Genomic DNA, 13,981 nt, shown 5'->3' with positions numbered 1-13,981 from the left:
AGGATTTTAAATTCTTTATGAGAATATCATTCTATAAAGGAGGTGACGTGATGGGACAATATGTATTGACCGCATTCCATGCGTCGGGAGAAAAACTGCTGGATGAACGGATCGAAGCAGGTAACGTGGCGGAAGCAAAGGCTGCCGGAGAGGCTTTGTTAAAGGAAAAAAAGCTTGAGAACACTGCTCATCGCTTAGTAAATGAAGCCGGAAAGCTGATTTTATTCCACAGATAACAGAAGCTTTCCGGCTTCTGTATTTTACCGGTTAAATTGCGGCGTCCGTTTTTCTAAAAAGGCGCGGATGCCCTCTTTATGATCATCCGTTTTTCTCATATTTTCCTGGGCCTTTCGTTCAAGAGACAAAACGTCTTTTAAACGGCTGATATGGAGGCTTTGATAAATAGCCTTCGTTTCAATCATTGCTGCCAGCGGCGCATGTAACAACCGGTCGATATACGATTTTGCCCCTGCCGCAGGGTCGCCGCTGAACAGCCCGTCGGCAAGCTTGAGCTCCACCGCTTTTTCAGCCGGCAATTTTTCGCCGCTCCAAATCAGTTTTTTCGCTTCAATCTCACCGACGCGTTTCATTAATAAATAATGGCCTCCTCCGTCGGGAACCAATCCGATGCCGATGAAATTCATCGCGAGGCGGGCATTTTCTTCGGCGAGAACCACGTCGGCACACAGCGCGAAACTCAGTCCGAGCCCCGCCGCGGCTCCGTGGATGGCGGCTATCACAATTTTTTTCATATCATAGAGCGTCAGTGTAATGGATTCGATCATTTTCATGAGCCGTTCATATTCTCCTGAATCATGATCCGATGTCATCATCTGAATATCACCGCCCGCGGAAAATCCCCTGCCTTCCCCCCGCAAAAGGACGATAAGCGCCTCACTGTCAGCTGCCATGACGCATGCATTCTCCAATTCCCGGAGCATTTGTTCATTGAGCGCGTTGTAACTGTCAGGCCGGTTCAGCACAATCTCTGCAATCTTTCCCTTTTCTTCATATCGAATATACTGCATGTTTACACCCTCCTTGTATCCGCTTACATATTTTGTTCAAATGATATATTCTTTCCGCCGAAGCGAAACCCCTTTATTTTTCAAGGTCAACAGATACCGAAAAATGCATATCATTTGAAACTGAACATATATTTTTATATAGTGAAATTGACATACAAAACAAAAAGGGGGGAGGAACGCCGATCATGAAATATGTGATACTGAGTTTTTTATTGAGCTTTTTTATGGTGCTGTTCCCCCCTTCGGATGTCGCCCTTCCTTCCCAATTGGTGACAGAAACAGACAGCCACGTTCAAATTTCGGTGTACCCGCAGGAAACGGACTCGGCAAAGACGTCGGCCCCTGCTAAAACCGCTCCGCACGGCCTGTCAAAAGGGTACGATGCGTTATCCCGAATGGTCACCCTGTTATCTGTCAAACCTCTTGATCAATTCATTGATTCCACACTGGAAAGGACATGCGCCATTCCGATACAATACCAGTCAAATTACCTCCGGCATCAGACCATTTCTCATTGCCAATCTGTATTTACGGTGTAAAAACAGTCTATTCCGGAGGGATTTTTTATGAATATTAAAGAAAACGATCTGCCCGGCATCGGGAAAAAATTTGAAATCGTAACGAGAAACCATGAAAAAATGACGATCATCATTCATGACGACGGCAGGCGGGAAATTTACAGATTTGATGACCGCGACCCTGATGAGCTTCTGGCAAGCATTTCTCTTGATGATGCGGAAGCAAGACAGATTGCCGCGATTATCGGCGGGATGGTGTACAAACCGCAGGCGCTTGAATCGATTGAAATGGCGTTCAGCGATCTGATTATCGAATGGTTTAAGGTTGAAAAAGGGGCTAAAGCGGCAGGCCGGACGCTCGGCGAACTGGATGTGCGCCAAAACTACGATGTGACGGTCATCGCCATCATTAAGCATAACCAGAAAAAGTTTTTAAACCCGGGCGCTGATTCGCTCCTTGAAGCAAACGATACACTCGTCCTCTCAGGCGAAAGAAAGCATTTGAAGAAACTGATCCAAGACTTTCTCTCCAGAGACGGAGTGTGATCTGTTTATGGATCATCTCGTATTTGAAGTCGGTACGGCGCTAGTTCTCGTGGCCATTGCAAGTGTCATCGCCAATAAAATTAAATTCTCGATTATTCCCTTCCTGATTATTTTAGGAATGCTTGTCGGGCCGCACGCGCCCCAAGCGGGCATCATTGATCTGACATTTATCGAAAGCCGGGAAGTGATTGAATTTTTCGGACGGATGGGCGTCCTGTTCCTCCTCTTTTATCTCGGGCTTGAATTCTCGGTCGGAAAATTAGTGAAATCCGGACGTTCCATTGCCGCCGGCGGAACGATTTATATTCTGATTAATTTCAGCTTAGGACTGATATACGGCTTTATCACGGGCTTTTCCTTTTTGGAAGTGCTTGTATTGGCCGGTGTCATCACGATATCATCAAGCGCCATTGTCGCAAAAGTGCTTGTCGACTTAAAGCGCACGGCCAATCCGGAAACGGAGCTGATTCTCGGCATCATTATGTTTGAGGATATCTTTCTGGCGGTTTACTTGTCCGTTGTTTCCGGGCTTGTATTGGGAGACGCGACGTCTGTCGGAGGCGCGCTGATGTCGATCGTGATCGCTTTCGGATACATGCTGCTGTTTTTCATTGCCGCTCGAAAATTGCCGCCTCTTCTGAACAAGCTGCTTGATATCCGTTCAAACGAGGTGTTTGTCATTGTCATTTTTGCAGCGCTCTTTTTCATTGCCGGCTTTTCCGAAACGATTCATGTCGCCGAAGCGATCGGTGCGCTTTTACTCGGACTCGTCTTTTCGGAGACGGCCCATTCTGACAGGATTGAGCATCTTGTCGTGCCGTTCCGTGACTTTTTCGGGGCCATGTTTTTCTTCAGCTTCGGGCTGAGCATTGATCCGTTTTCACTCGGAGATGCGGTCTGGCTTGCCCTCGGCGCCGTTTTGCTGACGATTGCCGGAAACTTTATCGCCGGCATGATTGCCGGGCGCCGGGCGGGGCTTTCTCATAAAGCATCGTCTAACATCGGGCTGACCATCGTCTCCCGCGGCGAATTCTCCATCATCGTTGCAAATCTCGGCATCGCCGGCGGTCTGTCCGCCTCACTAAAACCTTTCGCCGCCTTGTATGTTTTGATACTGGCCATCTTCGGCCCTTTGCTCACGAAAGAATCGAAGCGGATATATCTCATGTTGAACAGCGTTTTCAAATGGAAAAAGCCTGAAAAGACGCCGCAGAAATCATAAAAAAACTGACCCCTTACTAAAGGGGTCAGTTTTTTCGCGCGGGAAGAAATTGCTGAAAAGCCGTTTTTTTGTTAATAGAGAAATGCTCTTTTCCCAGAATGGTATTAATGATTTTTTGGTTTCTGTAAACAGACAGCTTCAAATTCGTAGCCCCTGTTCCGTGGGCGTGGTCAAGATTCGTTAATGTGAAGAAATGATGCCGCCTATTGTCCTTAAAGACGAGGCGGGAATCGGCCGTCACTTTAAACCGTTTCTCATCCTCCCATTCGATATCGGGAGAAATGGCCGAAAACCAATCCGGAATATGCGGCTTGAAGCCGGTCGCCAATATCACTTTTTCTGAATCGGCCGTAAAGGTTTCATCCATCTGCCATTGATGAAAGCTCAGTGCGCAGCGGCCGTTTTTCTTTTCAATTTTTTTAAGTTCCGCCATCGGCTGAATATAGACATCAGGCGAGCCTCCGCTGATCGACCTGTGGTACAGGGCATCGTAAATGTCAGCAAGTGTGTCAGAATCAATGCCGTGGCGCAGTCCTTCCAGCTCAGGCAGTGTATTCAGCCGTTCCTGAAAAGGCAGGCGGTTAAAATACTCCACATAATCGGGTGTAAACATTTCCTGTCCGAGCTTGGCGGTTTCCAACTCTCGAAATCCGGCGGAGCGTGTCACCCATTGCAGCCGGCAGCGGCGGTATTGTTCATCATGCAATAAATCAGAAAAGATCTCCGCTGCGCTCTGTCCGGAGCCGACTACTGTAATTGATTCGGCACCGGCGAGTTCATCTTTCCGGAACAAATATTCCGTGCTGACCATCGTGTCCTGACGCGCCCCGTCATCAATCTCTGCCGGAATAAGAGGCTCAGAACCCGTTCCCATGACGAAATGCTTCGTTTGATACACGCTGATGCTTCCGTCCTCAATGTTCTTGACGCTGACTTCATAATGGCCGCCGGCATTTTTCACGCCGATTACCTCTGAGCCGAAACGGCATGATTTGATTTCTGAAGCCGCCCAGCTCAAATAGTCGTTAAACTCCCGCCTTGGAATATCAAATTCATTAAACGTATAAAACCGGTACAGCCGGTCATGTTCATGGAGAAAGTTCAAAAATGTGTAGCGGCTTTTCGGATTGGCAAGCGTGACGAGATCAGCCAGAAACGCCACCTGTAAATCCGTTCCTTTAATTAACAGGCCCGGATGCCACGCAAATTCTGTCTTTTTATCGAAAAAAAGAGCGTCTGTTTCGGGTATATCCTCTAACAAAGCGGCAAGCCCTAAATTAAACGGCCCGATTCCCGCTCCTATGACATCATACATAATTACACCTCTTACGAATTACAGTCTGATGATCTTTTTCCCGTTTTCACATACAGATAAACATAAAAAAACGGCACGCTGATTCCGTGCCGTTTTTCATATTACAAAGCGGATTTGACGAACATCTCATCTAAGTATTTGATTTTCTCTTCTGTATAATGCTCGAATCGGTCATTATATGATTTCGGGTCTTTTGGATTGGCGAAGTGCGTGATTTTTCCGGTTTCCGGATGAATGAATTTGCTTGCCGCGCCGCAGCCGATACCGATAATCGTCTGCACTTCTTCCATAATCATAATGTTGTAGATGCTCTCCTGACCCGGGAAGGAGTAGCCGACATTTTCAAGATTTCCGAGAATGTTTTTCTGCCGGTACAGGTAGTACGGTTTATAGCCGTGCTCTTTTGTCCAGCGGACGGCGTCATCCATCATGCGGGATACTTCCTGCCTGTCGGCAACTTTATACTTATGCTTGTTTCTCGTCATTTCTGACGCCCGTTTGAAAGAAAGTGTGTGAACGGTCAAAGATTCAGGCATCAGCTTTTCCGTTTCATCAAGACTGTGCCTGAACTCACCCGTCCCTTCTCCCGGCAGGCCGATGATCAGGTCCATGTTGATGTTATTCATGCCGTGTTTGCGGGAAAGGCGGTACTTTTCAATGGTTTCTTCGACTGTATGATGTCTGCCGATGGCCTTAAGCGTTTCGTTTTCATAAGACTGCGGGTTGATGCTGATTCTGTCAATCTTATACTTATTTAAAACGGCAAGCTTTTCCTCCGTAATCGTGTCAGGACGGCCCGCTTCAACGGTAATCTCCCTGATATTTGCGACATCTGGGAAAGAACGGACCATTTCTTCATATAAAAGGTCCATTTCTTCAGCGGTAATGCTTGTCGGCGTACCGCCTCCGAAATAAATGGTCGTCACTTTGATATCATGCTGTTTCAGCCATTCGCCGATTTTTTGCATTTCATAGTGAAGCCCCCATAAAAAGGAGCCGACTCTGCCTGCCTGTCCTTGGATGGCATAGGCCGGAAACGTGCAGTAGGCGCACTTCGTCGGGCAGAACGGAATGCCGATATAAATGCTGACTTCATCTTTGACCCGGTACAGATCGGGAACCGCGGCGAGCTGGCGGTCGACAATCTCCTGCATCAGATTGATTTTTTCATCATGGATCAGATAATCTTTTTTCAGATCGGCATGCGCCTCTTCTTTTGTCAGGCCGCTTTGCAGCTTTTTATGAAGAAGTTTAGTAGGCCTGATTCCGGTCAGGATTCCCCATTTTTGTGTCATGCCCGTATGCGATTGAAGAAGATTTAAGTAGACGTATGACAGCGTGTTTTTCACCTGTTTAAATACTTCTTTGTCGCTCCATCCGGCAAGAATCGGTTTCGTGTGATGCTCCTTTTCGCCGGTTCCTTTGATTTCTCCCGATACTGACACGCTGTCAGCTTCTTGAGAAATGGCAAGTGAGATGACGAGATCAGAGGGTTCCTCCGTTTCGGCGTATGCAAGAACACACTCCTCAAAAAATAAATTCGCGATGTTTTGCAGCGGACGATGCAGCCTGTCATCCGTTATGCCGTCTATTTTGATTTGCAATGTGATCACCTTATTTTTCAGATTCAAAACTTTCTTTAGTGTACAGAAAGAACAGGCTAAAATCAATCCGCGAAAAAGCCGCAGACCGGTGTTTCGCGTCTGCGGCTCTTTATTACGGCCGTTTCATGTGGAACTTATCGAGAAAGCCTTTGCGGTGCTGCATGCGGAAGTATTCCTTGATCATATAGGCGACGCCCTGTTCATCATTTGACCTTGTCACCCAATCCGCTTTTCTTTTTAATTCATTAGAGGAATTCCCCATCGCGACACCGAGGCCTGCCAGCTCGATCATCGGCAGATCATCTTCCTGATGGCCGATAGCCACGACCTCTTCCATTGAAAGCCCGAGTTCAGCTGCGACCATCGAAAGTCCGCTTTCTTTTGAAACCCCTTTAGGCACGATGTTCAGCTTTTCTTCGTTAACGCGGATCACGTCCACGGCCGGGAATGCTTTCACGATCGTATCTGTTATGTCAGCCTGCAATCCGTTTTCAGCATACACCTCAATGACGGGCGCGGAAACCGGTTCATCAAGGAGCAAATCACTTAATGATTCGACAAACTGAACCGGGTAAAAAATCGGGTCAGACGGATGAATCATCGTTTTCCCGACCAGATTGGAGTTCACTTTCTTCTTGTTTCCGATCGAATATTTTTCGTGCAGAAGCCGGATATTGCATTGATAGCTTTCCAGCACCTGGACAATATTAAACGTGTGATCTTCCGATATTTTCTTTTCGAAAAACGGCTCATCTATTTTTTCGGAAATGTATGCGCCGCTGTGGGTAACCAATTTTGCATTCAGTTTTAATATTTTCGCTACTTTTTGAGCGGAGCGAAAATGGCGGTTTGTGACCAGTGTGACGTAAATCCCTTTTTTCTTGACGTATTCGATGGCATCCTTTGTCGTCTGATGCAGTTTGCCGTTGGAGCGAAGAAGCGCTCCGTCTATATTTAACGCCAGCATTTGTTTTGACACAGAGAAGTCCCCCTCCTTGATGACTGTACTTGTCATTAGGATATGACCCTGTCTCTTTGTTTAGAACAACCTTTTCTCAGCAGCAAAAAAGCCTGCCTCAAGCAGACTTTGAACTGTCATTTGTGGGATACGATCGATTTGCTGCCTTCTCCCCAATGTGTATTTCTATATCAGGAACCCCTTATTTGACCGTTGATGCGCTCGTTTCACTTACTCTCTGTTGCTACCCCTTAACATAACAGGCAGTATAGGCGACCGTATCCTTGGACCTTCTGTAAGTGTAGGCGCTTTCAGGGTTATTATCACACGTTTACTGTTAAAAGACAAGGGTTTTTTTAACTAAAAAAATCAGAGGGCCATCTATGCTGAATGTATGATAAAGTTGAAAGAGAACATATATTCGCATATAATAAAAGAAAAAAAGCGGTGACTGTCATGTCTCTATTAAAAGATATTTATAACGAAGAATTTGCAGAAGCACTTCTGAACAGAATCAAATCGGCGCATCCGGCTTTTGAGCGGGACATGTGCCGGGCGCTGATGTTTCAGGAAGATTGGCCCGAACTGGCATTAAAACAGCGGATGCGCCGGATCACAGACTCTTTATATGAAACACTGCCGAAGGATTACATACGGGCGCTTGACGTCTTATATGAGACAGCTCCCCATTTCACAGGGCTCGCCGGGATTATTTTTCCCGATTATGTCCAACAGTACGGAACGGATCACTGGGAAGAATCAATGAAGGCGCTTCAGTTTTTCACTCGTTTTTCCACTTCCGAATTTGCGGTCCGCCCGTATATCAAGCTTGACCGGGAGCGAATGTTCAAAGAGTTCCTTTCCTGGACGGAGCATCCGGACGAACATGTCAGAAGGCTTGCCAGCGAAGGCTCAAGACCGCGCCTGCCGTGGGGAATCTCCATTCCGGCTCTTCTTGACGACCCTTCTCCGATTCTCCCTGTTCTGGACCGCTTGATGCAGGATGACTCGTTATATGTCAGAAAAAGCGTGGCAAATAACCTGAATGACATCTCCAAAACACATCCGGATCTTCTGGCACAGATCGCAGCCGATCGGTTCGGAAGCTGTCCGCACACGGATTGGATTTTGAAGCACGCCTGCAGGACACTGTTAAAAAGAGGAGACAAACAGGCGCTTGCGATTTTCGGGTTTGAAGACGCCTCCCGGATTTCATTGGAACGTTTTACACTGAATTCGGAAACGGCCGCCATCGGAACAAGCATACATTTTTCTTTTCAGATCCGCTCATCCGCCCGGCAAAAAGTCAGGGTTGAATACGCGATTGATTTTGTAAAGAAAAGGGGGCACCGCAGCCGCAAGGTGTTTAAGATGTCGGAGTCCGCCATGGATAACGGAGACGTAAAAGCCTTCAGCAAACATCATTCCCTTAAAGATTTAACCACCCGCAAGCATTATCGGGGAATTCACACTCTGTCTGTCATCATTAACGGAACAGTAAAAGGTTCGCTTGATTTTTCTGTTGAATAAAAAACCCCCTCCATTTCATAGATGGAGGGGGTGGAGCTTATTGCGGGTTTCCGTAAAGCTCTTCAAGAGGTTTCATGATAATTTTGTTTAACTCGCCGATCAGCATGCTCATGCGCTGTTCCGCTTCCATCAGCTGAGAAATCAATTCATGCTGCTGGACAAGAGCAACCGTTTTTTGCGCCTGCTCTACCTCTTCCTGAGTGATTTCTTCACCTGACATCTGTTTCTGCTGCAGCTGCAGCTGTACATTGCGGAAATTATCAAACATGCGTTTTGCGGATTCATCTGCGTTTACTTGATCGTAAAGCCCTCTTAAACGGCTGTATTCATCACTGTTACGCAAAGCTTTTTCAAGATCATATGCTGCATCATAAAAATGAACTGCCATTGTAACCGCTCCTTTCTTCCTTTCAGACATACCACTCCACTATAACAGACTGCGGAGTGACTTTCATCCTTGGCCGATGTTTTCCTTAGAAAAGAATGACAAACAAAGCTTGGATTGCTCCGATGATCCCGCCGAGCAGACCGCCTAAATACGTAATCATCTTAAATTCTCTCTTGGAAATCGACAGCACCATTTCCTCGAGCCGCTCAACCGGAAACTGATCAACCTGCTCTTTGACCACTTCCTCAAGACGAAGGCGTTTGAGCACTTCTTCCAAATGAGCGGCAATACTGCCGAGCGCTGCATCAAGCAGCTTCGGCGCATACGTTCCCGTAATCTCCCCTTCATAGCGGGAGATGATGTCACCGAGCCGGCCCTCAAAAAAGGGTGCGGTTTGAAACGCGGCCAAAGTCCGTTTTTTCAGGCTGAACAGCAGATCTTTCGCATTCCACTTTTCGTCGGCCTCATAAAGTGTATAAGATTTGAGCTTGCCCCATTCTTGAGAAAGCAGATCTGTCAGAAGCTTTTTTGTTTCCTCGTTGCGCAAAAACTTTAACAGCTCAGGCAGCACACGGTCTGCCAGACTTGAATTGCCGAGGAACATCTGCACCATGCTGCCGAGCATCCCCCGTGCATTCAAAAAGTCGTCGATCATATTGCCGAGTCTGTCTTTGCCTTCTTCACTTTCAAAATAATCAATGCTCCGCTTCAGGATATAATCGGCGGCCATCGGAACTTTTTCATCCAGCTTTTTCTGCAGCTCATCAGGAAGCCAGTCCTTTATGGCGCGGTGTTCATATTTCCGGTACAGTTCCGAAAACTTTTCATCTGTAAAACGGTCAATCCAGGCATCCGTCTTTTCCTGCGGATTCCGGATGCCTGCGGCGGCCAGAGCTTCCTGCACCGTCATATCGGAAGCGGCCATTTTTTGCGTGAATTGTTCGGCGAACACAAGCGCCTGGTTTTTAACGGTATCTGACAAAAGCCGCTTTTTTATGCCTTCCGGAGTTAACAGATGGTTCGTCACCATGAGCCCCATCTGTTTTGCCAATTCGTCCCGTCTTTTCGGGATCAGCCCCGGGGTAAACGGAATCCGTTTTCCGAACAGGTAATACGGACGGTACGGACGAAATAACATCTGAATGGCAAGGTGATTCGTCACCGCGCCGATCGCGGCTCCGATCACAATCATAAATATAAACGTTCCTGCTATGCCCATTCCTTTTCTTCTGCCTCCATCTTATGTTCTATTTTTCTAGATGAACTATCTATTCGTATTATAGAGGCTGGCGTGAATGCGGGCAAATGAAGAACCTGAATTGTTGTTTCTCAGGAATAAGGCAAGATGCTGTTTCGTACTCTTTACAGTAGATCATCTTTTATGCTGCGCTTGACATGTCTATTGGATGGAAGGGCCGTTTCATCAGCGGCTTTTGAATAAAGGGGGAGTAACAACATGACAACACTCGGTTTTATGTCCGTATCCCGCCGGCACGAAGAAGATTTCGCCGGTGAACTGGCTGAAAGAGCGCCAGAGTACAATGTGCGCTTTGCACGATTTACACCGTTTGATATTTATCCGGATTCTTTACGCGTGAAAGCGCTCGTGTATCATCCGAAAAGCGGAAAATGGAACGAAACGGAAATTGATATTCCCGAATTTATTTACGACCGCTGTTTTTACGGAAAATCTGCTGAAGCTCAAAAAGCCAAACCGATCGTCGAATGGCTGAAAAAATATCCGAAAACGGAATTTATCGGCCGCGGGCTTCCTGATAAATGGACGGTCACGAATGCGCTCCAAGAGCATCATCTGATCAGTCCCTATATTCCTGAAACGGTCGAAGTCAGCCGTTATGAAGAGGTGCAATCATACTTAGCGAAAGAAAAAGCATGTATACTTAAGCCCGCTTTCGGCGCGGGAGGAAGAGGCATCATCCTCCTTAAAGCAGGGAAAAAATCAATTTCAGCCACTTACTATATCGGGAAAAACAAGCAGACAAAAACGTTTTCCAACCACGTGTCTTTTAAGTCTTGGTGCAAAAAAGTGCTGCAGCACCGTTATTTGCTTCAAGCCTACTTAAATATTCAGGATAAGGAACAGCACCCGTGCGACATCCGCATTTTCATGCGCAAAAATGAGTCAGGGGCTTGGGAAACGGTCGGAAAAGCGATCCGAAGAGGTTATCAGAACGGTCTTTTATCTCATTTGCGGGGAGGATCCGAGCCGCTGAAATTTGACACCTGGTTTGAGGAAATTCCGAAAAAGCAGCAGGCCGTTTTATTGGATGATGTCTTTTCGATCACCCAGTCCGTCCCTTATTTTCTTGATGAACAATTCGGACCGCTGTTTGAGCTGGGGCTCGATATTTGTTATGCCAAAGACGGGCGCATCTGGCTTTTGGATGTCAATTCAAAACCGGGACGGAACGCCATTTTAAGCGTGGCTCCCGAGGCGAAAGAGGATTTGTACACCAGTCCGCTGAAACGCTTCCGCGATCTTCAGTCACAGGAAAACCGGAAAGGAGCACTTCCGCGTGAATCATAAAGGGATGATGGTCGGCATCGATAAAAAAAGCAAAAATACGCTGTATCTCCCCTCCGCCATGAAACGGGAAGGGATTTTATCCGCTGCCTTCGGGACCAAGGTTGTCAAATGCCGTGTGGCCTTTTCTCAATCTCTTGAAAAAAGCGCGCTCCTTTCTGAAGATTTATTTGAGGAGCTGATGATACCGCATAAAAGCCGGGCTGATTTTCTCATCCACGGCCAGACGGTGCATATCGGACCGCTGATCGGCGTTTTTACAGCAGGGTTCACATCATCGGCGCAGCGCCCGTTCAGAGACCGCACATCCTTCTTTTCCAAGCTGCTCTCCCTTCACGAGCAGGCGAACGGATATTGTTTCGTTTTCGGGGCACATCAGATCAACTGGGAAGAAGGCACAGTTCAGGCGCTGATTTATAAAGAAAACAGCTGGAAACGGGCGGACGTCCCGCTTCCGAATGTTGTATATGACAGGCTCCCGAGCCGAAAAACGGAAAAAGTTCCTCTTTTACAGCAGACAAAATATAGGCTGATGAATGACTATCAGATTCCCTGGTTTAATCCGCAATTCTTTAATAAATGGGACATTCACAAGCTTCTGGAAAAAAACAGTCTCACCGCTTCTCTCCTGCCAAAATCAATCCTGCAGCCGAATGCAGAAGCGATAGAGACGTTATGCAGCACGTTTGACACCGTATTTATCAAGCCTGCAGACGGCACACTCGGAACGGGAATTTACAAGCTGGAAAAAACAGACGCCGGCTTCTCAGTCAAATACACGAATGAGGAAAAAACGGTGGTGACGGCAGATTATGCAGATGCGGCATCCTTCATGAAATCATTTGAAGAAAACAATGACCCGTCCGCTTTTTTATTGCAGCAAGGCATTGACCTGATCCGGCTTGACGGGCGCCCCGTCGATTTCAGGGTGCATACGAACAAAAATGCCGAGGGAAAATGGACAGTGACGGCGATCGCAGCAAAAATTTCCGGCAGAAACAGCATTACAACGCATCTGGCAAACGGCGGGGAAGTCAGAACGTTAGCTGAATTATACGGCGATCCGAAAGAGAGAGTCGGCATGATCCGGAAGCTTTCGAAAGCCGCCTTAGCGGTCAGCCGTGTGTTAAATGAACATATTGAAGGCTTTATCGGCGAAATCGGCTTTGACCTCGGCGTTGATGAGACGGGGAAAGTTTGGATGTTTGAGGCCAATTCCCGCCCCGGGCGGAGCATTTTCTCGCATCCGAAGCTGAGATCAGTCGATTACCTCACAAAACGGAGAAATTTTGAATACGCGTCATATTTATCAGAACGGTCCATTACCGCCCCGGAAAAACTTTGGCGGTGAGGCCGCCTTTTTTTCGTTGACCCGGGACAGGCACAGAACTTATGAGCTACAATGAACAGGATCAACATTTCCCGATAAGGAGCGTGAACGTCATGATTTCGCACTTCAGCTGGAAACCGTTATTCAAAAAAGAGAAACTGCCCGGATGGCGGATTTCGTTTTACTGGCAGGGTACGCATTACGAAGGAATTTACCACAAGTCCGGAGACATTGAATGGGGACACACACATCCTGGGAAAGAAGAGCCGGCTCTCGTAAAAGAGCTGCATGAATTAATGCTTTATCACATATATGACTGAAAGCTAAAAGCTCAGCCTCAAAAGGCTGGGCTTTTCTTTTTCCTTCCGCTATTTACCACCCGGTTTTCCGAATGAGATGCCTTATGATTCACCATAATACGTAGTACAAAGCGGCAAACACCATTGGGTGAAGCCGAGCTGGCAATGGTTTTCATTCCGGAAACCATCAGCTGGTGCAATTCCAGCAAACCCAACCATACTACTTTATAAAGGAGATCATACAAATGGCAAACAACAACTCTTCAAACCAACTTTTAGTACCTGGCGCTGCTCAAGCAATCGACCAAATGAAATACGAAATTGCTTCTGAGTTCGGCGTAAACCTTGGCGGAGAAACAACTTCCCGTGCAAACGGTTCTGTCGGAGGAGAAATCACTAAACGTTTAGTATCTTTCGCGCAGCAGCACATGGGCGGACAAGGCGTACAATAACTCAATAAATGGCTTACAGAAGGCGCGGGATACCGCGTCTTCTTTTTATTGCCGTCACCCTTTTTCCTATTCCACATACCCTAGGAAAAAAGGAGGGAAAACATGTCATTCATTGCCTCAGTCAATTGGGAGCTGTTTCAGTTCGTAACGGTTTCTTTGGTCAATGAATATGTTGCCCACCATCTCCCCTTTATTCACAGGTATTCTTTTCCCCGCTGCTTTGAATGATATAATGAGCGGCGAGGA

General features: G+C 47.0%; 16 protein-coding genes. 10 read left to right on the top strand and 6 right to left on the bottom strand.

Features of this window, described 5'->3' with window-relative positions; translation table 11 throughout:
• The first annotated feature begins 50 nt into the window (after window positions 1-50).
• The gene (locus AC1DN5_RS12805) at window positions 51-236 is read left to right on the top strand and encodes a YhzD family protein (protein WP_016938353.1); all 186 of its coding nucleotides are present in this window, start codon (window positions 51-53) and stop codon (window positions 234-236) included.
• 24 nt (window positions 237-260) lie between these two features.
• Here AC1DN5_RS12805 and AC1DN5_RS12800 read toward each other — a convergent pair whose 3' ends face one another.
• Window positions 261-1,028 carry an enoyl-CoA hydratase gene (locus tag AC1DN5_RS12800; RefSeq protein WP_047476684.1) on the bottom strand — a complete coding sequence of 256 codons (768 nt, stop codon included), beginning with the start codon at window positions 1,026-1,028 and terminating at the stop codon, window positions 261-263.
• Between the two features lie 185 nt (window positions 1,029-1,213).
• Between AC1DN5_RS12800 and AC1DN5_RS12795 the strand changes: the two genes are divergently transcribed.
• From AC1DN5_RS12795 to AC1DN5_RS12785, 3 genes are read left to right on the top strand one after another with little or no spacing between them, the layout of a single operon-like run.
• Window positions 1,214-1,567 carry a hypothetical protein gene (locus AC1DN5_RS12795; protein ID WP_269775482.1) on the top strand — a complete coding sequence of 118 codons (354 nt, stop codon included), beginning with the start codon at window positions 1,214-1,216 and terminating at the stop codon, window positions 1,565-1,567.
• Window positions 1,568-1,594: 27 nt separating this feature from the next.
• Window positions 1,595-2,092, top strand: coding sequence for a cation:proton antiporter regulatory subunit (locus tag AC1DN5_RS12790; RefSeq protein ID WP_269775481.1), 498 nt, complete (start codon window positions 1,595-1,597; stop codon window positions 2,090-2,092).
• A gap of 7 nt (window positions 2,093-2,099) precedes the next feature.
• Entirely contained in the window at window positions 2,100-3,314 is a 1,215-nt protein-coding gene (locus tag AC1DN5_RS12785) for a cation:proton antiporter (protein WP_049628203.1), read from the top strand.
• A gap of 25 nt (window positions 3,315-3,339) precedes the next feature.
• Here the strand turns inward: AC1DN5_RS12785 and AC1DN5_RS12780 are convergent, their stop codons facing one another.
• From AC1DN5_RS12780 to AC1DN5_RS12770, 3 genes are all read right to left on the bottom strand, one after another.
• The gene (locus AC1DN5_RS12780; protein ID WP_016938357.1) at window positions 3,340-4,629 is read right to left on the bottom strand and encodes a lysine N(6)-hydroxylase/L-ornithine N(5)-oxygenase family protein; all 1,290 of its coding nucleotides are present in this window, start codon (window positions 4,627-4,629) and stop codon (window positions 3,340-3,342) included.
• Window positions 4,630-4,730: 101 nt separating this feature from the next.
• Window positions 4,731-6,233: a coproporphyrinogen III oxidase gene (locus AC1DN5_RS12775; RefSeq protein WP_366969604.1), complete on the bottom strand. Its 1,503-nt coding sequence runs from the start codon at window positions 6,231-6,233 to the stop codon at window positions 4,731-4,733.
• 112 nt (window positions 6,234-6,345) lie between these two features.
• Window positions 6,346-7,212, bottom strand: a complete 867-nt coding sequence (locus tag AC1DN5_RS12770; RefSeq protein ID WP_016938359.1) for a Cof-type HAD-IIB family hydrolase — start codon at window positions 7,210-7,212, stop codon at window positions 6,346-6,348.
• Window positions 7,213-7,581: 369 nt separating this feature from the next.
• Here AC1DN5_RS12770 and AC1DN5_RS12765 point away from each other — a divergent pair, with 369 nt between their 5' ends.
• Window positions 7,582-8,721, top strand: a complete 1,140-nt coding sequence (locus AC1DN5_RS12765) for a DNA alkylation repair protein (RefSeq protein ID WP_080752449.1) — start codon at window positions 7,582-7,584, stop codon at window positions 8,719-8,721.
• Window positions 8,722-8,758: 37 nt separating this feature from the next.
• Here the strand turns inward: AC1DN5_RS12765 and AC1DN5_RS12760 are convergent, their stop codons facing one another.
• Both AC1DN5_RS12760 and AC1DN5_RS12755 read right to left on the bottom strand, forming a co-directional pair.
• The gene (locus tag AC1DN5_RS12760; protein WP_045927096.1) at window positions 8,759-9,109 is read right to left on the bottom strand and encodes a YlbF/YmcA family competence regulator; all 351 of its coding nucleotides are present in this window, start codon (window positions 9,107-9,109) and stop codon (window positions 8,759-8,761) included.
• Between the two features lie 85 nt (window positions 9,110-9,194).
• Window positions 9,195-10,328 (bottom strand): DUF445 domain-containing protein, encoded by a 1,134-nt coding sequence (locus AC1DN5_RS12755; RefSeq protein ID WP_366969605.1) that lies wholly within the window; start codon window positions 10,326-10,328, stop codon window positions 9,195-9,197.
• A gap of 237 nt (window positions 10,329-10,565) precedes the next feature.
• On the opposite strand from AC1DN5_RS12755, the gene AC1DN5_RS12750 reads away from it, so the two are divergent.
• From AC1DN5_RS12750 to AC1DN5_RS12730, 5 genes are all read left to right on the top strand, one after another.
• A complete protein-coding gene (locus AC1DN5_RS12750; RefSeq protein WP_016938363.1) occupies window positions 10,566-11,657 on the top strand; it encodes a YheC/YheD family endospore coat-associated protein in 1,092 nt (363 codons plus the stop codon).
• Window positions 11,647-13,005 (top strand): YheC/YheD family endospore coat-associated protein, encoded by a 1,359-nt coding sequence (locus tag AC1DN5_RS12745; RefSeq protein ID WP_198698620.1) that lies wholly within the window; start codon window positions 11,647-11,649, stop codon window positions 13,003-13,005. The genes AC1DN5_RS12750 and AC1DN5_RS12745 overlap by 11 nt, the downstream gene beginning before the upstream one ends.
• A gap of 83 nt (window positions 13,006-13,088) precedes the next feature.
• Entirely contained in the window at window positions 13,089-13,304 is a 216-nt protein-coding gene (locus tag AC1DN5_RS12740; protein WP_012117190.1) for a YheE family protein, read from the top strand.
• Window positions 13,305-13,528: 224 nt separating this feature from the next.
• Window positions 13,529-13,735 (top strand): alpha/beta-type small acid-soluble spore protein, encoded by a 207-nt coding sequence (locus AC1DN5_RS12735; protein WP_016938365.1) that lies wholly within the window; start codon window positions 13,529-13,531, stop codon window positions 13,733-13,735.
• A gap of 102 nt (window positions 13,736-13,837) precedes the next feature.
• On the top strand, window positions 13,838-13,963 hold the full coding sequence (locus AC1DN5_RS12730; RefSeq protein ID WP_016938366.1) for a hypothetical protein: 126 nt from the start codon (window positions 13,838-13,840) through the stop codon (window positions 13,961-13,963).
• Window positions 13,964-13,981: the final 18 nt, after the last annotated feature.

The sequence above is a fragment of the Bacillus sp. 01N42_2 genome, assembly GCF_056399565.1.
This window is presented reverse-complemented; position numbering and strand designations above follow the sequence as displayed.